This is a genomic window from Polyangium sp. 15x6, assembly GCF_029960785.1.
GTDB lineage: Bacteria > Myxococcota_A > Polyangia > Polyangiales > Polyangiaceae > Polyangium.
In genome coordinates this window covers 66,588-89,815 of record NZ_JASBQE010000002.1, presented here as the reverse complement: position 1 = coordinate 89,815, position 23,228 = coordinate 66,588, and the positions used below count along the sequence as shown (strand labels likewise).

14 protein-coding genes and 1 pseudogene are annotated in these 23,228 nt (G+C 70.4%); 6 read left to right on the top strand and 9 right to left on the bottom strand.

Annotation, left to right across the window (positions count from 1 at the left end; translation table 11 throughout):
* Positions 1 to 147: 147 nt before the first annotated feature.
* Positions 148 to 375: pseudogene (locus QHF83_RS53430) on the top strand (zinc ribbon domain-containing protein); the annotation flags it as partial.
* Positions 376 to 401: 26 nt separating this feature from the next.
* Here the strand turns inward: QHF83_RS53430 and QHF83_RS01865 are convergent.
* Positions 402 to 530, bottom strand: a complete 129-nt coding sequence (locus QHF83_RS01865) for a hypothetical protein (RefSeq protein WP_282416000.1) — start codon at positions 528 to 530, stop codon at positions 402 to 404.
* Positions 531 to 728: 198 nt separating this feature from the next.
* Between QHF83_RS01865 and QHF83_RS01860 the strand changes: the two genes are divergently transcribed.
* Together QHF83_RS01860 and QHF83_RS01855 are read left to right on the top strand one after the other, a co-directional pair.
* On the top strand, positions 729 to 1,847 hold the full coding sequence (locus QHF83_RS01860) for a prephenate dehydratase domain-containing protein (RefSeq protein ID WP_282415999.1): 1,119 nt from the start codon (positions 729 to 731) through the stop codon (positions 1,845 to 1,847).
* Positions 1,844 to 2,893 (top strand): hypothetical protein, encoded by a 1,050-nt coding sequence (locus tag QHF83_RS01855; RefSeq protein ID WP_282415998.1) that lies wholly within the window; start codon positions 1,844 to 1,846, stop codon positions 2,891 to 2,893. The genes QHF83_RS01860 and QHF83_RS01855 overlap by 4 nt, the downstream gene beginning before the upstream one ends.
* Positions 2,894 to 3,231: 338 nt before the next feature.
* Here QHF83_RS01855 and QHF83_RS01850 read toward each other — a convergent pair whose 3' ends face one another.
* Both QHF83_RS01850 and QHF83_RS01845 read right to left on the bottom strand, forming a co-directional pair.
* Positions 3,232 to 4,470 (bottom strand): hypothetical protein, encoded by a 1,239-nt coding sequence (locus QHF83_RS01850; protein WP_282415997.1) that lies wholly within the window; start codon positions 4,468 to 4,470, stop codon positions 3,232 to 3,234.
* 40 nt (positions 4,471 to 4,510) lie between these two features.
* Positions 4,511 to 5,431 carry an N-formylglutamate amidohydrolase gene (locus QHF83_RS01845; protein WP_282415996.1) on the bottom strand — a complete coding sequence of 307 codons (921 nt, stop codon included), beginning with the start codon at positions 5,429 to 5,431 and terminating at the stop codon, positions 4,511 to 4,513.
* Positions 5,432 to 5,608: 177 nt separating this feature from the next.
* Between QHF83_RS01845 and xerD the strand changes: the two genes are divergently transcribed.
* Positions 5,609 to 6,499, top strand: coding sequence for a site-specific tyrosine recombinase XerD (gene xerD, locus QHF83_RS01840; RefSeq protein ID WP_282415995.1), 891 nt, complete (start codon positions 5,609 to 5,611; stop codon positions 6,497 to 6,499).
* Between the two features lie 209 nt (positions 6,500 to 6,708).
* On the opposite strand, the gene QHF83_RS01835 is transcribed toward xerD, so the two are convergent.
* From QHF83_RS01835 to QHF83_RS01820, 4 genes are read right to left on the bottom strand one after another with little or no spacing between them, the layout of a single operon-like run.
* Positions 6,709 to 7,719, bottom strand: a complete 1,011-nt coding sequence (locus tag QHF83_RS01835) for a DUF4340 domain-containing protein (RefSeq protein WP_282415994.1) — start codon at positions 7,717 to 7,719, stop codon at positions 6,709 to 6,711.
* A complete protein-coding gene (locus tag QHF83_RS01830) occupies positions 7,716 to 9,674 on the bottom strand; it encodes a Gldg family protein (RefSeq protein WP_282415993.1) in 1,959 nt (652 codons plus the stop codon). Before QHF83_RS01830 ends, QHF83_RS01835 begins: the two co-directional genes overlap by 4 nt.
* On the bottom strand, positions 9,665 to 10,387 hold the full coding sequence (locus QHF83_RS01825) for an ABC transporter permease subunit (protein WP_272423686.1): 723 nt from the start codon (positions 10,385 to 10,387) through the stop codon (positions 9,665 to 9,667). The genes QHF83_RS01830 and QHF83_RS01825 overlap by 10 nt, the downstream gene beginning before the upstream one ends.
* The gene (locus QHF83_RS01820) at positions 10,384 to 11,478 is read right to left on the bottom strand and encodes an ABC transporter ATP-binding protein (RefSeq protein ID WP_282415992.1); all 1,095 of its coding nucleotides are present in this window, start codon (positions 11,476 to 11,478) and stop codon (positions 10,384 to 10,386) included. Before QHF83_RS01820 ends, QHF83_RS01825 begins: the two co-directional genes overlap by 4 nt.
* A 224-nt stretch (positions 11,479 to 11,702) precedes the next feature.
* On the opposite strand from QHF83_RS01820, the gene QHF83_RS01815 reads away from it, so the two are divergent.
* Positions 11,703 to 17,441 carry an MG2 domain-containing protein gene (locus QHF83_RS01815; protein WP_282415991.1) on the top strand — a complete coding sequence of 1,913 codons (5,739 nt, stop codon included), beginning with the start codon at positions 11,703 to 11,705 and terminating at the stop codon, positions 17,439 to 17,441.
* A 38-nt stretch (positions 17,442 to 17,479) separates the two neighbouring features.
* A complete protein-coding gene (gene pbpC / locus QHF83_RS01810) occupies positions 17,480 to 19,879 on the top strand; it encodes a penicillin-binding protein 1C (protein ID WP_282415990.1) in 2,400 nt (799 codons plus the stop codon).
* Here pbpC and QHF83_RS01805 read toward each other — a convergent pair.
* Positions 19,860 to 21,098 carry a mechanosensitive ion channel domain-containing protein gene (locus QHF83_RS01805; protein WP_282415989.1) on the bottom strand — a complete coding sequence of 413 codons (1,239 nt, stop codon included), beginning with the start codon at positions 21,096 to 21,098 and terminating at the stop codon, positions 19,860 to 19,862. The two genes, pbpC and QHF83_RS01805, sit on opposite strands and share 20 nt — an antisense overlap.
* Positions 21,099 to 21,145: 47 nt before the next feature.
* A complete protein-coding gene (locus tag QHF83_RS01800) occupies positions 21,146 to 23,176 on the bottom strand; it encodes an OPT family oligopeptide transporter (protein ID WP_282415988.1) in 2,031 nt (676 codons plus the stop codon).
* Between the last annotated feature and the right edge of the window lie 52 nt (positions 23,177 to 23,228).

Here is a 23,228-nt window from a genome sequence, read left to right as displayed (position 1 = left end):
CGTCACATAATGCCACGTACCGCCACGCATCGCGCAGGGCTAGGGTTACACCCGCCGGGGGGGCGCGGCAAGGTGTTCGACGTTCGGGGCGTCGGACGTCCGGAGTGGAGTCGAAAGGGCTAGCCACCAGGCGTCTGGGTGGCCAGAATGGCTGGCAATCGCCTCGTCGCCTTGACAGGCGTCCAACGAAGCCGTACCTGCACGGCGAATTTCCGAGAGGTATTCTTTATGCCTACCTACGAGTACGCCTGCACGTCCTGCGCTCACGAGTGGGAAACCGAGCAGTCGATTCGTGAAGATCCCCTCAAGGAGTGCCCGAGCTGCCACAAGGAAACCGCCCGACGGCAGATTTCCCGCGGCACGGGCTTCATCCTGAAGGGAAGCGGCTGGTACGCCGACCTCTACAGCTCGTCCAACAACAAGTCGTCGTCCAAGTCCGAGAGCAGCACGAGCTCCGAGAGCAGCTCGTCCTCGTCGACCTCGTCCTCGGAGAGCTCGTCGAGCACGTCCTCGACGTCCTCCGCGGCCACGTCCTGATCCAGCCGATCCCCACGCGCGGGTGGGCCTCTCGTCCCGACGCGCGTGGCTCGGGAGCAGAGCTCCTTTCGGGAGCGGAGCCCTCGAGCGTGTGGGGGTTTGGGGGCGCAGCTCCTTTCGGGAGCGGAGCCCTCGAGCGTGTACGGTAAGGCCGCCCCGCGTCGGTCCGAGGAATGCTAGGTTGTCGGGGTATGGACGAGAGAAAGCGGCTCGATGAGCTTCGTGCGCAGCTCGCGGAGATCGATCACCAGATGCTCCGCCAGCTGGAGCGGCGCGCGCGTGTCGCCCAGGACATCATCAAGCTGCGCAGCGGGACTGCTCGTTTTGCGCCCATCGCAGACGGGCAACACTTGCTCGCTCTCGAACGAGCAGCCGAGCCGCCGCTTCCGCAAAGCGCGGTCCGGACGGCCTTCGCCGCCATCGACGCCGCCTGCCGCGTCTTCGAGGTGGCGCCGCGCGTCGTGTTCCTCGGCTCGGAAGGGGGCTTCGGCTGGATGGCCGCGCGCGAGCAGTTCGGCCCGAGCGCCGAGCTCGTCCGCGGCGAGACCGTCCTCGGCGCCCTCGACGAGGTCGCCCGCGAGCGCGCCGAGTTCGCGGTCGTGCCCTACGAGTCGCTCGAGGACGGCCCGATCTTTCCGACCATCCAGGGCATCGCCGCCGCGGATCTGAAGCTCGTCGGCGAGCACGAGCTCTCGCAGGTCCTCGTCCTCGCGAACGCCACGGGCAACCCGAGCGACGTCGAGAAGATCCACGTCACGCCGCAAGATCACGGGGCCACGGTCCGGTACCTCGAGTCGAACCACCCGCGGACGACGGTCTCCGACGTGCGTTCGCCGTTCGTCGCGCTGGAGCTCGCCGCGGAGAACCACGGCAGCGGGGCGATCGTCCCGCGCGGGGCGCTCGCCCCGGACGCGCCCGTGCGCGTGGCGCGGGAGAACATCGGCGATCAGGGCGAGGTGCGCATGCGGTACGGGGTGGTCTCGCGCTTGCCGGCGCCGCGCTCGGGCTCCGACGCGACCGCGCTCCTGTTCGGCGTGCACGACAAGCCGGGCGCGCTGCACGAGATCCTCCAGCACTTCAAGGAGCGGAGCTGCAACCTGCGCCGCATCCAGTCGCGGCCCGTGCCGGGCGAGGGCTGGGAGTACGTGTTTTACGTCGAGGTCTTCGGTCACGTGACCGACAGGAACCTCGTCGCCGCCCTCGAGGGGATCAAGCGAGAGGCGAAGATGCTCAAGATCGTGGGCTCTTTCCCGCTCGAGCGGCCCGCGCACAGAACGACCGAGGCGGAGGATCGTCGTCGAACGTCATGACCTTTGCGGCTCGTCGCGCCCCCTCGGCGCGCTTCTTTGCTTTCACCCTCTCCGCCGCGCTTCTCGCCCTCGGTGCCTCCGGCTGCGGGGGCGGGAACCAGAACGTCGTCCTCGTCGGCGGCCGGCAGGTCGATCCGGCGGTGATCGATCGGGATCCCGTCGCGCTCTTGCCGACGAACCCCGTGATGCTCGGCTACCTCGACGCGGCAGCGATGTTCCAGTCGAGCCTCGGCCCGGACGTCGGCTCGATCATCACGGCAGTCTTGCCGCTCGGCCCCGAGTCGAACTTCGTCGCGTCGCGCGACGTGACGCGGCTCTACGGCGGGATCTACGCGATGCAGGGCGCTGATTTCTGCGCCGTGGTCCAGGGCAACTTCGACGTCGCCTCGATCCACCGCGCGGCCGAGGCGCGCACGAAGGTGAGCTCGGGCCTGCCCCTCGTGCGCTCGCGGTACGCGGACATGGATCTGTACACCGCGGGGAACGTGGGCTTCGTGTTGCTCACGCCGCACACGGCGCTCACGGGCAACGAGACGGGCATGCGCCGCGCGCTCGATCGGCTGCGGACCACGGAGATCAAGCGCGATGTGCCGCCATGGATGATCGAGCTCCTGAACACGCCGAACGCGGCGTTCGCGCTCGCGGGCGACATCAGCGGGCAGGGGACGGTCGAGGCCGCGACGCAGAAGATGCCGTTCCTCACGGGTCTGCAGAAGGTACGGACGATCGGCAATTTCCAGCCGCCAGGCATGAACCTCGCCGGATCGCTGACGTACGCAGACACGGCGTCGGCGGCGGCCGGGACGACGAATCTCGCCGATTTGCAGAAGCTCACGGGCTTCATGGGCCTGCTCTCGTCGCTCGGGCTCATGGGCCCCATGCCGCAGATGCAGGTGGCGCAGCGCGAGAACGACGTCGCGTTCACGATGCCAGTCGACACATCGTTCGCGCGGTTCTTGCTGGGGATGCTCGGCGACGTCGCAAAGAAGGCAACGTCAGGGCAGGCGCCGTCGAGCGGGTGGGTTTGGCCGCTCCTGACGCGCTAGAGGGCTGCAGCGTGGCGCCGGGGTTTCACCCCGGACCCCGACCAGGGGTTGTCCACCCCTGGACCCGGACCAGCGCAAGCGCTGGACCCGGGGTCGATGGACTGCGCGATGCGCAGTTCATCGAACGGGCCGTGGCAAGACCAAGGGCGACCCTGCCAGCCAAGACAGCCGCGCTGCCCTTTCGACGGGCAACGCGGTCCAACGGGCCCGTTGGAAGAACTGCGCGGAGCGCAGTTCTTCCACCCTCGGTCCAGGCCGTGCCTGGTCCGGGGTGCAGGGGGCGGACAGCCCCCTGCTGGGGTGCGGGGCAACGCCCCGCTCCGCTCTGCTCCGTCGTCTCAGTCCGACGACGACCAGTCCGACGTCGTGGGCGGCTCGGGCTTCCGCCGCGGCTTCTCTGGGACTGCCGCGTGGATGTCGATTCGCCGTGCGTCGTCGGACAGCCGCCACGCCAGGATCTGGAAGAGGCCGAGCGCCGAGAGACCTGTTGCGGCTCCGAATGCCACGGCGGCCAGGCTCGTGCTCGTTGCGTTTTGCCACGTCGCGAACGCGCCGGGCCGGCTCAGGTCCGACAGCGCGAGCTCCACGCCGAGGCCGCAGAGCACGCCGAGGCCCACGTACGTGCCCGCGCCCGTCGTCTCCGAGCCCATGAAGCCTACGAGTGCTGCGGCGATCACCACGATTGCGACGAACGAGCCGATCGTCGCGAGCTCTGGCGAGAGCGCGGCCAGGCGGAGCACCGTGAGGAGCACGAAGGGCAGGGCGCAGAGGAATGCGCCGGCGAGCAGCCATCGCGCCCCGGCGTAGGCGCGGTATCGGGCGCGGAAGAGCAGCGCGGCGGGCAGGGTCGTCGCGGCGAGCAGACGCGCGAAGCCGAGGAGAGGCGCGTTCGCGGCGATGCCCGCGGCTGGCCCGGATCCGCCGAAGCCCACGAGGGCCGTGAGCATGCCGAGCACGAGCATGGCCACGCCGCGATGGCGGTAACTCACGCGCGTGAGCGCGGCTGCGAGCGTGACGCCGCCGAGCAGGAAATACGGCAGCGCGGCGACCGTACCGCCGGGACGCACCCCCACGAGCGGAAGCGCGCCGAGCCCTGCGAAGCCGAGGCCCACGGCGGCGCACCAGAACCGCGCGGCCTGCCGCGAGGGCTCGATCGGCGCGAGGTCCTCCATCAGCGCCTCGGACGCGAGCAGCGGCTTGACCGGCGTCTCGCGCGGACGCTCCTCGCTGCGCGGCGAGGCTGGAGCGAGTGACGGCGGCGGAGACGATGTCGTCGCCGACGTCGCCGGGAAGGGCGTGGTCTCGGCGGGAGAACCGACCTTGCGGGAAACCCCGCTCACGGCGACGCCGTCGGAGGAGGCTTCCACGCCCTCCGCCGCGGCCGCTGCGCCGTCCGCCACGAGGGCGAGCTCCCGCGGCTTCGAGCGGGGTGCGCTCGCGGGCGCTTCGGCGGGCTCGGCTTCGGCGAGCGCCTTCGGGGCCATTGCGGCGGCGGGGTCGCTGCGGCGCGCCGATGGCGGCGGCTCGCTGCTCGTCGTCCCGGCGGTCGCCGTCCTCGACGAGGCCGGGCTGTCCATGTTCTGCGCTGGAGAGGCCATCTGGATCGCCCGCGGTCGATCAGGTACCGCCCGGAGCATACCCCCGGAGGGCGTCGAGCGTCGTGGGGTTTTCGGCGAAGGCGAGGCGGGCGACAAGGGTGCGGGCGAATTCTCGCACACTCTGGAAGCCCTGTGGATCCGTCCGCAACGTAGATTCGTCCATGTAGAGCCGTCGAGAGATCTCGACCTGGATGGCGTGGATGCCGGTCGCCGGGGTCCCGTAGTGGCCCGTCGAGAATCCACCGCGATAGGGGTCGTCGTGACGCACTGTGTAGCCGCAAGAGCGCGCGTGTCGATCCACCATGTCGATCACCGCGGCGGAGGCGGTTGTCCGCCCGCGGGTGCCGGGGACGATATCGGCCCGGGCGACCCCGGCGCTTTCATGACCGCGCCGGGCCTGGCTCGGCATCGAGTGGGCGCAGAGCAGGATGGCGAAGCCAAACCGGGCGCGTTTGCGGGCGAGGAGTTGTTCGAGGACGCGGTGGTAGGGGCGGTACACGAGGTCGAGGCGGCGCTCGAGCTCGGCGCGGGGCAGCCTACGCGAGAGGATGGGCTCGCTGTCCGTGGTGAGGCGCCAGATGAGGCCGCGTGGCCAGGGCGCTCGGCCTCCGCCGTCGACGGCGTCGTGGTCGACGTCCTGCTCGCCGCGGTTCAGGTCGACGACGTAGCGGCTCGCGCGGGCGTAGAGCAGCGTTGCGCCCTCGACGGGCGCGTCCTCGAAGAGGGCGTCGACGTGCAGGTCGGCGTCGCGGGCGATGCTGCGCGCGGGCGCGATCGTGAACGACAGACTCTCGGCGTCGAGGGACAGGCCCGCGTGGGGGACCTCGACGACCACGGGGGTCTCGCCCCCTTTGGGTTCGATGACCTCGAACTGGGTGCTGGGCGGAATAGCTCCGCTGGCGGAGCGGAGCCCCCAATCGTCGTATCGGGGATCGACCACGGCGAACACTCATACCCCATAAAGCGCCCGGCCGCAGGTGGAGCGCTCGAAGGAGCACGGAAGGGCCTCTTGCCTCGCTCGTGCGTCCGCCCCATGTACCAAGTTTCGTCCGCGCCACTCCCCCTTGCGTTTCGCGCATTTCTTCGGCGGGGCCGAGAGCAGCGGTAGGCTCGGCGCGTGGACCTACACGCCTGGGTGGACGCGTACCTGGATCACCTGCGGGTCGAGCGGGCGCTCTCGCCGCGCACGCTGGAGGCGTATGCCCGGGACCTCGGAAAACTGTGCGCGCTCTGCGAGCGGAGCGGGATCACGGCGCCGGGGCAGCTCGACGCGACGGTTGTCTCGACGTACCTCGTCGAGCTCGGCAAACAGGGGCTCGGCGCGCGCTCGGCGACGCGGCACCTCTCGGCGGTGCGAGGTTTCTCCAAGTTCCTGCTGCGGGAGCGGGCGATTTCGGCCGATCCGGCGGCGCTCGTCGAGCGGCCTCGGACGAGCCGCAAGCTGCCGAAGGTGCTCTCCGTGGAGGAGATCGAGCGGATTTTGGAGGCGCCGGACCGAGCATCGTTCCGGGGCCTGCGTGATCGCGCGATGTTGCACGTGATGTACGCCGCGGGGCTCCGCGTGAGCGAGGTCGTCGGGCTCAAGATCGCGGACGTGGATCGCAAGCAAGGCGTGGTGTTCGCGTTCGGCAAGGGCAGCAAGCGGCGGATCGTGCCGCTCGGGGAACCTGCGCTCGATGCGCTCGATGCGTACCTGGCGGTTCGAAAGGATCATCCGCGCGCCGCGATGACGCCCGCGCTGTTCCTGTCACCCCGGGGCAAACCGCTGACGCGCCAGGGCGTGTGGAAGCTACTCGGCGCGTATGCGCGTGGGGTTGGCGTGACGAAGCCGAGCTCGCCGCACAAACTGCGCCACTCGTTCGCGACGCATCTGCTCGAAGGAGGGGCGGATCTCCGCAGCGTGCAGGCCCTGCTCGGACACGCGGACATCACGACGACGGAGATCTACACGCACCTCACGGACGATCACGTCCGCACCGTGTACCGTCGGGCGCATCCTCGCTCCTGAAGCCCCTCTGCATCGACCGCATCGCGGTCGATGCACCAGAGAGGTCCAGCGCTTGCCCTGCAAAGGGGGGCGGACAGCTACCAAAAATCTCCCCCGCATCGACTGCGCTTCGCGCAGTCGATGCCCAGAGGTCCAGGGCTGGCCCTGGTCCGGGTGCAGGGGCGGACAGCCCCTGCTCGGGTCCGGGGTGAAACCCCGGCGCTACGCGTTTACTTGAGGATGGATCCGAGGTCCTGCTCGACCTGCTCTGCTGTCTGCCTGGGGACCTTTGCGTAGAGACGCGTGCGCTCGGTGCGCACGAAGTACTCCACGGTGCTCAAGGGATCCGTCGCAGGCACGCGCACGAGCTCGAGGAAGCCGAGCGACGCGCCGGCGGCGTACTCCACGCGGAGCACGTCTTGCTTGCCCGCGGGGTCGCTCATCACGTAGTCCGTCGGCCGTAGCCGATCGAGCTTCGCCATGAAGTTCGCTGCCGTCTCGTCCTTCTGATCGGCCGCGGCCGGATCGGCCCAGAACCGCTTGCCTTCGGGCCCGCCGCGCACGATCTGCCGCTTCTTCCCGCCGGCGTTGAGCTCTGCCGTCGAGACTTCGGCTTCCTTCCACCCGTGAAGCTCACGCTCCACGAGGCGCGACTCCGCCGTGTCGAGATCACGCATCGCGCCGCCGTCGATCACGTACGTCTCGCCGGTTTGCGGCTCGCGCACGTAACGATCGCCGCCGCCGGGCGTCGTCCCGCCCAGCACGAGCTTGCGCTCCGCGCCGCCGATCGTGACCGTGAGCGTGCCTTCGGGCTCCGCGAGACCGAACTCGGCCGCGCGATCCTCCGGGATGCGCCCGAGCGCGCGCAGGGCCTTCAGCGGCGCGAGCGACTCGACGAGCTTCTGCGCCACGCCCACGCCGACGAAATCGGTCTTCGTCTTGCCGCCGGGCGCGGGCGGCGGCGCGCCTGCGTCGGGGTTCACCGGCGGAGGCGTCGCCTCGCGCTCCAGCGAGCCGACGTAGTACGCGCCGATCTTGTCGGATTTCGTCTCGAGCGAGACCTTTCGGTTCTTGCCCTCGAAGACGACCTTCGCGACGTCGGCCGGACGCCCGGGCCACACTGTCGCTTCGGTCTGCACGAGCGCCTTCGGCTGCTCGTCGCGGGTCCACACGGCCACCGCGCTGGCCGACGCCAGCACGAAGAGCCCCACGTGGACGAAGAGGCCGCGTCCCACGTTCATGCCTTCCTCCCGGCCGTGCGGCGCGCCCGCCGCGTCACGAGGAGCCCCACGCCGAAGAGGAGCGCTGGAGCCCCGATGATCGTCCCGTAGAACCAGAACACATCCTTCTGCTTCGTGTGCTCGATCCGCACGTCCTCGGGCGTCACGATCTCCCCGCTGAAGCTCTCGTCGCCGCCGAGCCAGCGCACCGCGTCCACCGCGAAGAGCTGGTTCGTCTCGGCCACACCGAGCGCGAGATCGCTCAGCGCGTCCGCGTCCGCGAGCACGAAGGCGCGCATCTCCTGCGGACCTTTCACCTTTGCCTTGTCCACGCCTTCGCCGAGCGGCTTCGTCACCGCTGCTGCGAGGTTGAACGTCGCTTTCTTCTCGTCGCCGTCGAGCTCGTAGTTGCCGTTCTTGTCGGCGAACGCCGCGCCCGACGAACGAAGGACGAAATCCACCTTCGGCTCGGATCCGGCCTTCTTGTCGAGCGATCCGGCCACGGGCACGAGCACGACTGCGCGCTGCGAGACGCGGCTCAACGTCGAGACCGAGGCGTGCGACGAGAAGCGGTTCGAGACGAGGTTCGCCTTGTCCGAGGCGTTGCGCCGCCGCGGCACGAAGAGCTGGTCCGTCGTCGCGAGCACCGTCGGATCGAACGAGAGCTCCGCGAGCGCCGCGAGCGGGCCGAGATCCCCCTTCGTCTCCGGATCCAGCGCGAGGAGCAGCTTGCCGCCGCGCGCCGCGTACTTCTCGAGCGAGGTGATCTCCTCGGGCAGGAACGCCTGCGACGGGCCGAGCACCACGACGAGCGACGCGTCTTCGGGCACCGCGTTCGCGAGGCCCTGCGGCATGCCGAGATCCTTCACCACGTAGTTCTGGCTCTCCAGCAAGCGACGCAGGATCTTCGACGTCCGGCCCTCGGCCGCCGCCGCGCCCGCGCCCTCGTTGAGCTCGCCGTGGCCGACCGTGAAGTAGGCCGTGCGTTGCTCCTTCATCGCCTTGAGGAGGGCCTTCTGGAAGTCGGCGTCGAGCGTCTTCAGCTTCGCCGCCGCCTTGTTCAGCTCCTTGTCGAGCGTGAGCGTCTCGCGCGTCGGCCCCCGCAGGATCACGATCACAGCGTCTTGCGTGACCTTGTTGTCCTTCGCGAGCTGCGGGTTGAGCAGCCGGTCGTAGAAGCCGTACTTGAAGTTGGGCGCGCTCTTCGCGATGTCCGCGAGGTAGCCCTCGACCTCCATGCCGACGTCGTTCAACGGCGGGAAGAACGCGCGCACCTCCACGGTGTCCGGCGCGCTCGTCACGATCTTCTTCGTCGACTCGCTGGCCTTCGCCGTGCGGAAGTACGAGAAGTCGACCTTCGCGTCGAGCTCGCCGGCCGCGTACGTGAAGAGCGCCGCGTAGGCCACCGCGAGCGCGAGCGAGAGGCCCGCGACGGTCGCCGCGCGCACGCGACGGCCCTCGACGCGGGGCGCGCGCCGCATCGGCGCGAGCGCGATCTCTCCGAACACGAGCGGCACGACCGACACGAGGATCAAGACGACCCACGCGACCGTGCTCGCCCCGTCGAAGCGCGCGCGTTTGTCCGGCGCCGCGTCGAGGATGCCGAGCGTGCGCCTTCCGAATTCGGTGTTCCCCGCGAAGTAGATCGCGAGGGCCACGAGCCCGAGCGCCGCGAAGAGCGAGAGCGCGCGCTCGATCTTCCGCCGCTCCGGATCCTTCTCGGCCGACGCGTGCACGAACCGCAGCGCCGTCGCGACCACCGCGCCGAGCGCGCCGAGCGCGGAGACCACGAGCCGCCAGGTCTCGACGTTGCCGAGCATCCGCTCGCCGATGAAGACGAGCACGAGCGAGCCCACGAACGCGGGCGCGAGGAAGGGCGCGTAGCTCGGCGGGGCGGGGGCCTTTGCGCCCTTGTCGGCCTTGCCTTCGGGCGCCTTCTCGGCGGCCGGAGCCGCCTCTTTCGGTTTCAGCGCCATCGCCGCGCCTCCAGCGTCTTCGTGGCCGCGAGCAGGAAGAAGTACGTGACGGCCACGTAATAGACCACGTTCTCCAGCTTCAACACGCCGGTCATGAAGGGGAACTGCCGCTGGTGGTGCAGCGCCATCCCGGAGAGCACGCCGTTCACCGGCGGCTCGGTCACCTTCGCGACGAGCCAGAGCGTCACCATCACCGCGAGCAAGAGCCCGCCGAGGATCGCCGCCATCACCTGGCTTCGGCTCACGGCCGACGTGAACATCCCGATCGCCAGCGCGGCCGAGCCGAGCAGCACGATGCCCGTGTAGCCCACGGCCACGTGCCCGAGGCTCACCTTGCCGTTCACGAAGATGAGCAGCGGCATGTACACGCTGACCAGCGTGATGAGCGCGACCATCGCGAGCGCCGCGAGGTACTTGCCCACGATGATCTCGACGTCCCGGATCGGCGCCGTGTTGAGCAAGACGAGCGTCCCGCGCTCACGTTCTCCCGCGAGAAGCGGGATCGACATGAGCACCGCCACGATCATCGTGACGCCGCTCGCGCCGTTGAAGAACTCGCGCAGCACGTCGGCCGACATGCGCGATCCGGACAGGCCGTTCGCGCTGAACCACACGCCTTCGACGAGCAGCGCCGCGGCCCCGATGGCCCAGCCGAGCAGGGATCGCCCGTACGAGCCGATCTCTCTCCCTGCGACGAGCAGAGCATTTCTCATGTCCCGCTCCCGTCCTCTTTCTCCGCCGTGGCGTCCTTCGCCCCGGCATCACCCTCGCCGGCCGTGGCGCGCACCTTCTTCGCGCCCTTCTTGCCGGCTCGCTTCTTCTTCGGTGCGGCCCCGGAGCCGCCGTCCGCCGTCTCCGCGCCCGCGAGCTCCAGGAACACGCTCTCGAGCTCCCGCTCGCCGCGACGCACCTCGAGGAGCCCGATCCCGGCCGTCACGAGCGCGCGGCACACCGCCTCGCGTGTGTCGCCCTCGGACTCGATCCTGAGCGCGATCACGCCCTCGCCGCCCTCCGTCGCGTCGATCGCCTCGACCGACACCACGCCCGGCACGCCGCTCGCGGCCTCCTTGGCCTTCTCCTCGTCGCCGCGCACCGTCACGTCGATGCGCTGGTTCTTGAGCAGCTTCGCGCTGAGCTCGGCCTCCGTGCCCGTGGCGGCGATCTGGCCGTCGCGGATCACGAGGAGGCGATCACACGTCTCGCTGATCTCCGAGAGAATGTGGGAGGACAAAAGGATCGTGTGCTCGCCCTTGAGGCTGCGGAGCAGCTCACGCATCTCCACGATCTGCACAGGGTCGAGGCCACTGATGGGCTCGTCCAGCACGAGCAGCTTCGGCCCGTGCACGATGGCCTGGGCGATGCCGACGCGCTGCTTGTACCCGTGCGACAGGGAAGCGATGAGCTGGTCCTGCACCTCGGCGAGCGCCGTCGCCTCGAGCACCTCGGGCACGCGTTTGTCCGCGGAGGCCTTCGAGAGGCCCCGCAGGCGCGCGGCGAAGTGCAGGTAGGCGCGGACCGTCATCTCGCCGTAGAGCGGAGGTGTGTCCGGCAGGTAGCCGATGAGCGACCGCACCTCGTGCGGGCTCTCCACGACGTCGAGCCCGTTCACGCGGACGGAGCCCGACGACGGGAGCAGGTCACAAGCGAGGATGCGGAGCGTGGTGGTCTTTCCGGCGCCGTTGAGCCCGAGCAAGCCCACGATCTCGCCGGCTTCGATGGAGAACGAGAGCGGTCCGACCGCTCTCCTCTCCCCGTAGTATTTGTAGAGGTCGACGATTTCGATCACGGCAAAAGCCTTCGTCATGCGCCGGCTTCCCGGCGACGGCGCCCTTATAACAGAAGCTCGCGCCCATGATTCCCGACCTCGTCGGGATCCGACGTCGAGCCGGCCGCGAACGCCCTGGGCAGCCGCCGGCCGGGGGGGCGCGCCTCGCGGCTCGGGGGGATCCCTCGGGAGGTTCAGCGTTTCCACGTGATCCCGCTCATCGGCCTTGCCGCCGGGGCGGGCCCGCGAGAAGGAGCCGCGCCATGACGGCGCGAGCCATGTTTCCAGGTCCCCGCAACGCATTCCTCGCGGTCACCGCGATGGCCCTCGGCATGGCATGCATGCAGGGAAACCGCCCGCCCGAGGTCGCGCCTCGCGGCACCCTCGTGCCCGGCGCCGCCGACGGCGCGGCCGCGGTCGACACGCGTGGAGCCTTCGCCGTCGTGTTCGGTACGCCGCGCGGGGACACGCTCGACCCGCCCGAGGTGAGCCTCGTCTTCAACCGCCCGATGCGGCCGCTCGAGCTCGCGGGCGACGAGAGCGCGCCGCCGGCTTCGATCCAGCCTGCGGTACCGGGTCGATGGGCCTGGGTCGGCACGAACGCGCTCTCGTTCGTGCCGGACAAGCGCCTGCCGCGCGCCACGGCGTTCGTGGCCACGGTCCCGGCCGGCACGAAGGCGCTCGATGGATCCACCCTGGAAAAACCTTTCGAGCTGCGCTTCACGACGGCGCGGCCCGAGGTCACCTCCGTCGAACCCGAAGTGGGCCGCGACGATCTGCGGCCCGACACGAAATTCACGCTGCGCTTCAACCAGCCGATCGACGATCGCGAGCTCGAAAAGGCGCTCAAGGTCACGGCCGGCAAGCGTCAGGACAAGTGGGCCTTCTCGGTCAAGCGTCCCGATCCGCAGAACGAGCAGCTCGTAGAGGTCATCCCGCGCGCGCCGCTCCCGCTCGACAGCGAGGTCGTGCTCGAAGTGAAGGGCCTCGCGGGCAAGGAGGGCAACCTCCGATCCGAGAAGGAAGAGCGGTTCGAGTTCCGCACGTACGGCCCGCTCGCCGTGAAGGAGCTCCCGTGTGATCACGACACGCCGCACGGGAGATGCGCGCCCGACGGCGGCATCGGGATCTACCTCACGACGGCCGTCAAGCTCGCCGAGCTGAAGAAGGCCGTCCGCTTCGAGCCGAAGATCGACGTCACGTGGCCCTCGTGGCTCGACGACGATCACGTCACGACCGGCGTCACGGTCTACGGCGCGTTCACGCCGGGCAAGAGCGTCAAGGTCGTCGTCGCGAAGGGGCTCACCGACGAACATGGGCAGAAGCTCGCGGCCGACTACCGCGCCGACGTGGCCTTCGACGATCTCTGGCCGAAGGCCGACATCGGCCTGAGCGGCAGCGTCTTCGAGCCCGCGGCGCGGCGCGAGATCCCGATCGACTCGATCAACACGAACGATCTCGAGCTCGTCGTCGCTCCGCTCACGCCGGCCGACGCGATCCGCTTGCAGGACGATCCGTACGGCGCGGGCCGCGCGCCCTCGTACGAAGACATCTTGAAGCTGCCCGGCGCGAAGGTCTCGAAGCTCGCCTCGAACGCGCCGCTCAACAAGGCCTCGCGGCACGCCGTGAAGACCGAGGAGGCGCTCGGCGGCAAGGACGCGCGCGGCGCGCTCGCGCTCGGCATTCGTTACACCGGCTGGCCCGGCTCGAACCACCAGCGCGCCGTCACGAACACCGCGGTCGCCAAGGTCAGTGACCTCGCGGTCACCGGAAAACTCTCCGCGCGTGGCTCGCTGCTCTGGATCAGCCGCCTCTCGTCGGCCGCGCCGGTCAAGGGCGCCGAGGTCACGATCCAGACGCCCGGCGAATCGCCGATCGGCCCGTTCCGCTCCGACGACAGCGGCTTCATCAAGCTGCCGCCCGAGGTCTGGGCCCGCGGGAGCTCGGGCGCCGAGCGCGCCGTCATCATCGTCAAGGACGGCAATGATTGGACCTACAAGCATCTGAACGACACGCTCAGCAGCTGGCGCTTCGACGTGCAGGTCGATCCCGGCCCCGATCGGCCGTTCGGCCTCGTGTTCACGGATCGCGGCATCTACCGGCCCGGCGACACGGTCCACATCAAGGGCATCTTCCGCAAGGAGGGCAACCCCGGCACCGTCACGCCCGTCGGCGTGCCCGTGGAGATCAGCGTCGAGGGCCCCGACGGCGACGAGATCGCCTCGCGCACCGAGAAGCTCTCGCCCTTCGGCACCACGGCGATCGACATCGTCGTCCCCCGCGCCGGCCGGCTCGGCACGTATTCGGTTCGCGCCACGGTGCAGGAAGGGGACCCGGGCTGGGCCGACGTGAGCGGCGACTTCGAGGTCGCCGAGTATCGACCCGCCGAGTTCGCGGTCTCGGTCGAGAGCGACAAGCCGAGCTACGTGCGCGGCGACAAGGGCAAGTGGATCGCGCGCGGCGATTACCTCTACGGCGCGCCCATGGCGGGCGCCGACGCGCGGGTCGTCGTGACGCGCGGCGAAGCCGAGTTCCGCCCGCCGAACACCGACGGTTTCACCGTTCATGAAGACACGTTCCACGCGGACTACAGGGACGAAACCACGCGGGAAGGCGAGATCCAGAGCAGCACGACGAAGCTCGACGCCAAGGGCACGGCTTCGATCGAGGCGCAACTCGCGCTCCCGGGCCAGCGCGGCCCCGAGCGCGTGACGGCCGAGGCCGAGGTGAGCGACGTCTCGCGCCAGTTCATCGCGGGCAGCACCACGGCCCTCGTGCATCCGGCCGAGTTTTACGTCGCGCTCCGCACGGGCGCAGACCTCTTCGTCGACGCGGGCAAACCCGTGAGCCCCGAGGTCTTCGCCGTGGATCCCAAGGGCGCGCGCGTCGCGGGCGTCCCGATCAAGATCGAGCTCGTGTCGCGCACGTGGACCGTCGCAAGGCAGGCGACCTCGGGCGGCCTCGCGCACACCGTGGCCGAGATCGTCGATCGCGTCGTCGAGAGCTGCACGGTCACGACCACGGCCGGCGACAAACCCGTCTCGTGCAAGCTCACGCCCGCCGCGTCCGGCTACCACATCGTCCACGCGACCGCGGTCGACCCCCGGAAAAACCCGGTCGGCGCCGCGGAGCCGCTCTACGTCTTCGGCGGCTCGGGCGGCGGCGGCTTCGGCGACAGCGACAGGCTCGTCGTCGAGCTCGTCGCCGACAAGGAGAGCTACGAGGTCGGCGACAAGGCGCGCTTCCTCGTGAAATCGCCGTTCACCGCGGCCGAGGCGCTCGTGACCGTGGAGCGCGCCGGCATCCTCTCGCAGCGTCGCGTGAAACTCGCCGGCGCGATGCCGACCATCGAGATCCCGGTCACCGAGGATCTGCGCCCGAACGCGTTCGTCTCGGTCGTGCTCGTCCGCGGCCGCACCAAGCCCGCGCCGACGAACGTGAAGGATCCCGACGTCGGCGCGCCGGCGTTCCGCATGGGGTACGCGCCGCTGCTCGTGAACCCCGAGAAGCGCAGGCTCAAGATCGCGCTCACGCCGAACAAGGCGGAGGCGCGACCCGGCGAGAACGTCGAGATCGACGTCGTCGTGCGTGATCACGCGGGCAAACCCGCGCGCGCCGAGGTCACGTTCTACGCCGTCGACGAAGGCGTGCTCTCGCTCATCGGGTACAAGACGCCCGATCCGATCGGCGTCTTCGGCGCCCCGCGCCCGCTGCGCGTCACCTCGCTCGAAGTGCGCGCCGCGCTCGCCCGCGTCTTCCGGCCGTACGGTGATCTCGGCACCGACAAGGGCCTCGACGGCGGCGACGGCGGCGGCGGCACCTCCGTGCGGCGCGACTTCCGCGCGAGCGCCACGTTCGTCCCCTCGATCATCACGGACGACGCGGGCCGCGCGAAGGTAAAATTCCGCCTGCCGGACATGCTCACGACCTACCGCCTCATGGCCGTCACCGCGGCCGAGGACGATCGCTTCGGCTTCGCGGAGAACCGCGTCGTCGCGAGCCGCCCGCTCATGGCGCGCCCGGCCTTGCCGCGTTTCTTGCGCGCCGGCGACGCCCTCGACGCGTCCGTCGTCGTGAGCTCGAAGGGCATCGGCAAGACCACGGCCACGGTCGAGCTCAAGCTCGACGGCCTCACGCTCTCGGGAGACACGAAGCGCACGATCGATCTCGCGCCCGGCACGCCCGTCGAGGTCCGCTTCCCGATCACGGCGCCGAAGGCGGGCAAGGCGAAGATCGGCTTCGTCGTGCGCGCGACCGAGTCCGGCAAACCCCTGGAGGACGCCGTCGAGGTCGAGCGCGACGTCCGCGTTCCGCTCTCGCCCGAGGCCGTCGCGCTCTACGGCGACACGACCACGGAGATCGCGGAGAAGCTCGGAGACCTCTCGGCGATCCGCGATGACACGGGCGGGCTCGACGTCAGCATGGCCTCGACCGCGCTCGTGGGCCTCGGCGGCGGCGTCGAGCAGCTCATCGACTACCCGTACGGCTGCACCGAGCAGCTCGTGAGCAAGCTCGTGCCGATGCTCCCGCTCCGCGATCTCGCGCAGGACTTCAAGATCCCGCTGCCGAAGAACACGGACGCGATCATCGCGTCCACGGTGGCCGAGATCCTGAAGCACCAGCGCGGCGACGGCGGCTTTGGCATGTGGGCGGGCTCGGATCGATCGAACCTCTGGGCCAGCACGTACGCGCTCTGGGGCCTCGGCGAGGCCAAGCGCCGCAAGGCCGACATTCCCCAGACGGCGATCGACGCGGCCTCGCGGTACGTCCACGAAGCGCTGAACGAGGCCGCCGACGAGTACACGCGCGCCGCCGCGCCCTTCATCCTCGACGTGCTCGCCGAGAACCGCCACCCCGACACCGGCCGCACGACGCGCCTCTTCGAGGAGCGCAAGACCCTCCCGCTCTTCTCGCAGGCGTTCCTCCTGCACGCCATGGTCACGAGCAAGCACGATCGCGCGAGCATCGATCTGCTCTCGAACGAGCTCGAAGGCGCGCTCCGGCTCGACGGAAACGTCGCCCGCGCTGCGACGAACCTCGGCGACAAGTACGCCGTGCTCATGGACTCCGACACGCGCACGACGGCGCTCGTCCTCCGCGCGCTGCTCGCGGCGCGCCCGAACCACCCGATCGCGGCGAAGCTCGCCATGGGCCTGCTCGGCGATCGCAAGGGTGGATCCTGGCGCAACACGCAGGAGGCCGCCTGGTCGCTCGTCGCGCTCGACGCGTATCGCAAGGCGCAGGAGAAGGCCGCGCCCGACTTCGTGGCGCACGTCTTCCTCGGGCAGGCCGAGATCGCGACGCAGGCCTTCCGCGGCCGCGACGTCGACCAGGCCCGCATCAGCCTGCCTGCCGAGCGTCTCACCTCGGCCGGCGGCAGCGTCCTTGCCTTCGACGTCGATGGAACGGGCCGCCTCTTCTACGAGGCGCGCCTCCGTTACGCGCGCAAGGAGCTGCCCAAGGCGCCGCTCGATCGTGGCTTCTTCGTGCAGAAGACCCTGCGCCCCGTGACCCCTGCCGAGCTCGCCGGCATCCTCGGCGCGCCGCCTGGCAAAGGCGTGAGCTCCTTCCCCGGCGGCCAGCTCGTCCTCGGCGAGATCGTCGTCGTCACGCCCTCGCCGCGCAAATACGTGGTCGTCGACGACCCGCTCCCGGCCGGCTTCGAGCCCGTCGACGCGCGCCTGGCCACCACCGCGCGCAACGCCGATCTCGACGAAGAGGAGGGCGATCCCGAGGACGCCTTCTACGAGGAGGGCGGCTACGACGACGTCGCCACGGGCCGCGCGATCCTCTCGAGCCGCTACCTGCGCGAGCTGCGCGACGACCGCGTCCTCTTCTTCATCGACCGCATGCCGGCGGGCATGTATCGCTATCGTTACCTCGCGCGCGCGACCTCGATCGGCACGTTCGTCCTTCCGCCCGCGCGCGCCGAGGAGATGTACGCGCCCGAGGTGTTTGGAAGGACCGCCGCCGGCACGATCACGGTGACCGCCAGCAAGTGACCCGATCCCGCCTCGCTCGTGCGCTCGTCCGGTGGCTCGTGCCTCGCAGCCGCCGCCGCCGGATCGAGCTCGCGCTCGCGGCCCTCCTCTCCCCGATCCTCTGCCTCGGCCTCGCCGCCGCGCTCACGCCGCTCCCGCCCGAGCTCGCTTCGAACGATCTCGCCGCGGCCGATCCCTCCACCGTCTTCCTCGATCGGCACGGCACCGTCCTTTGCGAGGTCCGCGCCAAGGACGGCACGCGCGCGCGCCCCGTGCGCATCGCCGACATCGATCCGCGCGTCACCCGCGCCGTGCTCGCGGCCGAGGACAAGCGGTTTTACCTCCACCCCGGCGTCGATCCCCTCGCGATCGCCCGCGCCGCGGGACAGACCCTCCTGGCGCGGGGCATCGTCTCCGGCGGCTCGACGCTCACGCAGCAGCTCGCGCGCACGCTCGTCCCGCGCCCGCGCACCGTGGTCGGCAAGCTCCGCGAGATGGCGCTCGCGCTGCGGATCGAGGCGTCCCTGTCGAAGCCGCGGATCCTCGAGGAGTACCTGAACCGCGTCGCCTTCGGCCCCTCGCTGCGCGGCGTCGAGGCTGCGAGCCGCTTCTACTTCGACAAATCCACCCGCGATCTCTCCCTCGCCGAGGCCGCCGCGCTCGCCAGCCTGCCGCGTGGCCCCACGCTCTACGATCCTCGCCGCGGCACCGATCTCCTGAAACGCCGCCGTGATCGTGTCCTCGAACGCATGCGCGCTGCGCGCCTCGCCGAGCACGAGGACGTCGACCGTGCCCTTGGCGAGCCTCTCATCCTCGCCCCGCGCGGCAGCGGCCTCGGCATCCCGCACCTGCGCCAGGCGCTCCTCGCGGGAGGGAAGGGGATCGGCCCGGATGCGCTCGCCGGGCGGGCTACCACGATCACGACCACCCTCGATCGTGGCCTCCAGCGCGAGATCGAGATCCTCGCGGTCCAAACGGTCGAGCGCCTCGCGCCACGCCACGTCACCGCGGCCTCGGTCGTCGTCCTCGACAACGAAACGGGAGACGTCCTCGCCTACGTCGGCTCGCCCGACATCGAAAACGAGGCCCGCCTCGGGCACAACGACGGCGTCCTCGCGCGACGTCAGCCCGGCTCCACGTTGAAACCCTTCGTCTACGGCCTCGGCATGGAGATCGCTGGCTTCTCCGCCGCCACGATCCTCCCCGACGTCGACCTGCATTTCCCCACGCCCGACGGCGACTACCACCCGAACAACTACGACGGCCGCTTCCACGGCCCCGTCCGCGTCCGCGAGGCCCTCGCGAGCTCCTTCAACGTCCCCGCCGTCGTCGCCGCCTCCCGCGTCGGCCCCGAGCGCCTCCTCGCGCGCTTGCGCGACCTCGGCTTCGCCTCCCTCGATCGCAGCGCTCGCGACTACGGCCTCGCCCTCGCGCTCGGCGACGGCGAGGTCCGCTTGATCGAGCTCGCCGCCGCCTACGCCACCCTCGCGCGCGGCGGCCTCTCCGTGACCCCCCGCGCCGTCCGCGAGGCTCGCGCCGCCACCGGCGAGCCCCTCCCGCTCCCCGCACCGCCGCCCCGCCGCGTCCTCGATCGGCGCGCCGCCTACGTCCTCACGCACATCCTCGCCGATCGGCACGCGCGCCTTGCCACGTTCGGCGAGAACAGCGTCCTCGAGCTGCCGTTCCCGGTCGCCGCGAAGACCGGCACGTCGAAGGGCTTTCGCGACAACGTCACCGTCGGCTTCACGCCCTCCGTCACGGTCGCCGTCTGGGTCGGCAACTTCGACGGCTCGCCCATGAGCGGCGTCAGCGGCGTGACCGGCGCCGGCCCGCTCTTCCACGACGCCATGCTCGCGGCCGCACGCCTGTACCCGCAGCGCGACTTCGAGCGACCCGAAGGCCTCGTCGACGTCGACATTTGCCCCCTCTCCGGCGCCCGTCCCGGCCCGGATTGCCCGCACCGCCGCAGCGAGCTTCTTCCCCGCGAAACCTCGCTCGCGACCTGCGACATGCACGAGCGCATCCGCATCGACCGTCGCAACGGCCTGCGCGCCGGCCCTGCCTGTTCGGACGTTTCCGTCGACGAGCGCGTCTTCGAGCGTTACCCGCCCGAGCTCGCCGCGTGGGCCGAGAACGCCGGCCGCCCCGTCGCGCCGCGCGCCTCGTCGCCCTTCTGCCCCGAGAGCGATCGCACGGCGGCGCCTTCCCGCATCCGCATCGCCTTCCCGCCCGACGGCGCGCGCTTCGTGCGTGACGGCGCCCTCGCCGCCGAGGAAGCCATCCGCGTCCGCGTCGACGCGCCCTCGAACACCCACGCCGTGCGCCTCCTCGTCGATGGCCGCGCGGTCGTCCTCACGCCCCCGTTCGAGCGATCGATCCCGCTCGTCCCCGGCGAGCACACGCTCGTCGTCGAGGCGGACGGCGTCTCGTCCGAGCCGGTCAGGTTCTCGGTGCAGTGAGCGGCTGCGGAAGCGGGGTCGCTCCCGGCCCTTCCCTCGGCGGCTCCGAAGAGCGCTTCTCCGTGGGCGCGGCCGGCTCGAACCGCGTCCGCGGCAGGTACCGCCCCCCGTCGAGCCCCTGCAGCCGTTTCACCAGCCGTTCCCGCACCCGGCACCGGAGATCCCACAGCTTCCCCGCGCTCGGCGCCGACACCAGCGCCCGGAGCTGCAGCGTCGTCGCGAGCGCGTCGACCACCACCAGCATCGCGACCCTCCCATCCCAGTCCGGATCCTCCTCACAGGTCAGGCGCACCTCCTCGCGCAGCACGTCGATCGGCGCCGTGTAATCCACGTGCAGGAACACCGTCCCCAGGAGCTCGGGCGACGACCGCGTCCAGTTCTGGAACGGCTTGTCGAGGAGCTGCGAGATCGGCAGCACGAGGCGCCGCTGATCCCAGATCCGCACCACCACGAAGGTCAGCGTGATCTCCTCGACCGTGCCCCACTCGCCCTCGATCACCACCTCGTCGCCGATCCGCACCGGCTGCGCGATCGAGAGCTGGAGCCCCGCGAGGATCGTCGCGATCGACCGTTGCGCGGCGAACCCCAGCACCACGCCCGCGATGCCCGCGGACGCGAGCAGCGAGACGCCCACCTGCCGCACGAGATCGAACTGCATCAGGACGAGCGCCGTCGCCAGGAGCGCGATGAGCACGCCCCCGATCTGGCGGAGCATCGAGATCCGCGTCCGCGCCGCCCGCACGTGCGCGGGATCTTGATCCCTCGCCGCGTACCGCTCGGTCATCTCCGTGGCGCCCACGCCGAGCGCCCGATCCATCGCCCATGCGCAGCCGACCACGAGCAGCGGGCTCAGGATCCGCCCGAGCCACGCCTCCGCCTCGGCCGTCGGCTCGAACGCCGCCGCCCCCCCGCGCACGAACATCACCGCCAGGATGAGACGGCAAGGGCCCTCGAACGCCTCGACGATCCGATCATCCCAGCGCGCGCCCGTGCGCGACGCGAGCTTGCCGAGCAGGCGCACCGCCACCGTGCCGCAGATCCAGCCGACCACCGGCGCCACCAGCACCACGAGCGCCTGCCAGACGAGCAGCCCGAACGGCGTCTCCCGATGGAGGAGCCGGGAGGCGCTCGCCGCGTCTCCGTCCGCGGCGAGCGCGTCCGCGGCGAACGTCGACGCGGACGCGAGCGCTCCGACCAGGACACCAGATCGTTTGGGCACAAATTGAATGTGCCTCACACGACCGGCATCGCAAGGGGCTTTTGGGATCAGGTCAGGACGAAGTTGTTCAGCGTCGCCACGACGACGCCGATGATGCTCTCGCCGGCGATGAGGCCCGAGGCGATCGGCACGACCATCTCCTCGCCCTTCTTGCTCAGCTTGCTGCCGGCGAACGCCAGCACTGCGCCGAGGAACATCGCGAGCGGGTAGTAGAACGGCAGGATGAACCCGAGCCCGACGCCCGTGGGGGAGGGGAGGTACTTCTTGTACTTCGGCAGGAGCTTCTCCAGCGCCACCAGCGCCGTGCCCACCGCGAGGCCCACCACGATGCACGTCTGCGCCATCGGGTGCAGGTTGCCGATGCCCACCTTGAACACCTCGGCCACCGCCTTCCACTGCTGCGCCGCGGGCGCCGGGAACGCGGGGTTGTCGCCCGTCAGCGACGCGGCCGTCGGCACGAGCATGTAGAAGCCGATCACCGTCGCGATCGTCCCCGGCAGGATCCCCAGCATCTGCGCGACGAACTGCCGCCGCGGGTTCGCGCCGAGCAGGTAGCCCGACTTCAGATCGTTCAAGAGATCCGCGCTCGCGCTCGCCGATCCTGCCGTGATCCCGGCCGTCATCAGGTTCGCCGTCGCGCTCTGCGGGATCAGCACGCCGTAGATGAGCTGCATGATCTTGCCCATCGCGCCCGTCGGCGTGATGTCCGTCTCGCCCGTCGCGCGGCACGCCACGAGCGACAGCACGAACGTGAGCGCCACGGCGAGCAGGCCGAGGTGCAGCGGCACCCCGAAGAACTGCCAGGCGATCCCCACGACGCCCACGGTCGCGATCGACCCGCCGATCACGAACCAGCGCATCGGCACCTCGACCCCGGCCCGCGCCGTCCCGGCGTCGCCGCCGGCGGCCTTGCCGAAGCTCTTGAAGGCCCGGACGATCGTCTTCCACTGCAGCAGGAACGACAGCAGGCCCGACGCCACCAGCATCGGCGCGCCGAGCCAGAGCCCGATCTCCTTCCACGCCGTCTGCGGCTTCGTGGCGGCCGCCACGACCTGCCCGAGCTGGTTCGTCCACTGCGCTTCCATCGCGATCGGCGTCACGAACACCGCGAGCACGATCGCGCCCACCATCATCGAGATCGTCGCGCGCAGCCCCACGATCGCGCCGGCCGCGACCAGCGCGACGCCGTGATCCAGCTTGATGTTGAACGCGGAGAGCGGGTACGCCTTGCCCGCCGCGGTGATCTTGGGCAGCCAGTCGAAGAGCGCCGACGCGCCCGGCACGAGCGCCGCGCGCGTCACCACGCCCGCCGCGTCCACCGACTTGACGATGTTCAGGTCCTTGAGCAGCGGAATGACCCCGGCCACCGCGGCCGACGCCATCAGCGCGCGCCCCTTCTCGAGCGCGGTCGTGCCCTGGCTGTAGAGGCTCTGCAGCGTCACGGCCGCGGCCGTGCCCGAGGGGAAGCGCAGCCGCTCCTGGTTGATCATGTTCCGCTTCATCGGGATGGCGATCACCGTCCCGAGAAGCGCCAGCGCCACGGTCCAGGCGGCCAGCACGGGCCAGGGCATGTGGGTGCCCTTGGGGTTGTCCGGCGTCACGCTCAGCATGAGCAGCGCCGGGATCGCCGAGACCATCGTGCCGCCGGTCGAGTAGCCCGCGGAGGACGCGGTCGACTGCATGCAGTTGTTCTCGAGGATCGTCATCGGCGTCTTCGCGATCCCGGCGCGCTGCAAGGCGCCCCAGATCGAGAACGAGAGGATGCACGCCGTGATCGCGACGCCGAGGTGCCAGCCCGTCTTCAGGCCGACGTAGAGGTTCGTGAACGCGAGCAAGAACCCGAGCGCCGCGCCCATGCCCACCGCGCGAGGCGTGAGCTGCGCGGTCCCGTCGCCGCGGTAGGCCTTGGCATACCAGGTCTCTTCGTCCATCTCGCCGACGGTCTCCGGCGCGATGTCGAGCGGCTTTCCGCGCTCGATCTCCGCCTCCGTCCTCGGCGCCGGCTGGAAGAGCCGCCCGCTTTCCCCTGGGACCGTGCGCGCCTCGGGTGCCGGCGTCTCGATCTCGCTCATGCCCATGTTCGCCTCATACCATGGAGTACCATGGAGACGAGGCGAACAACTCGGTCTC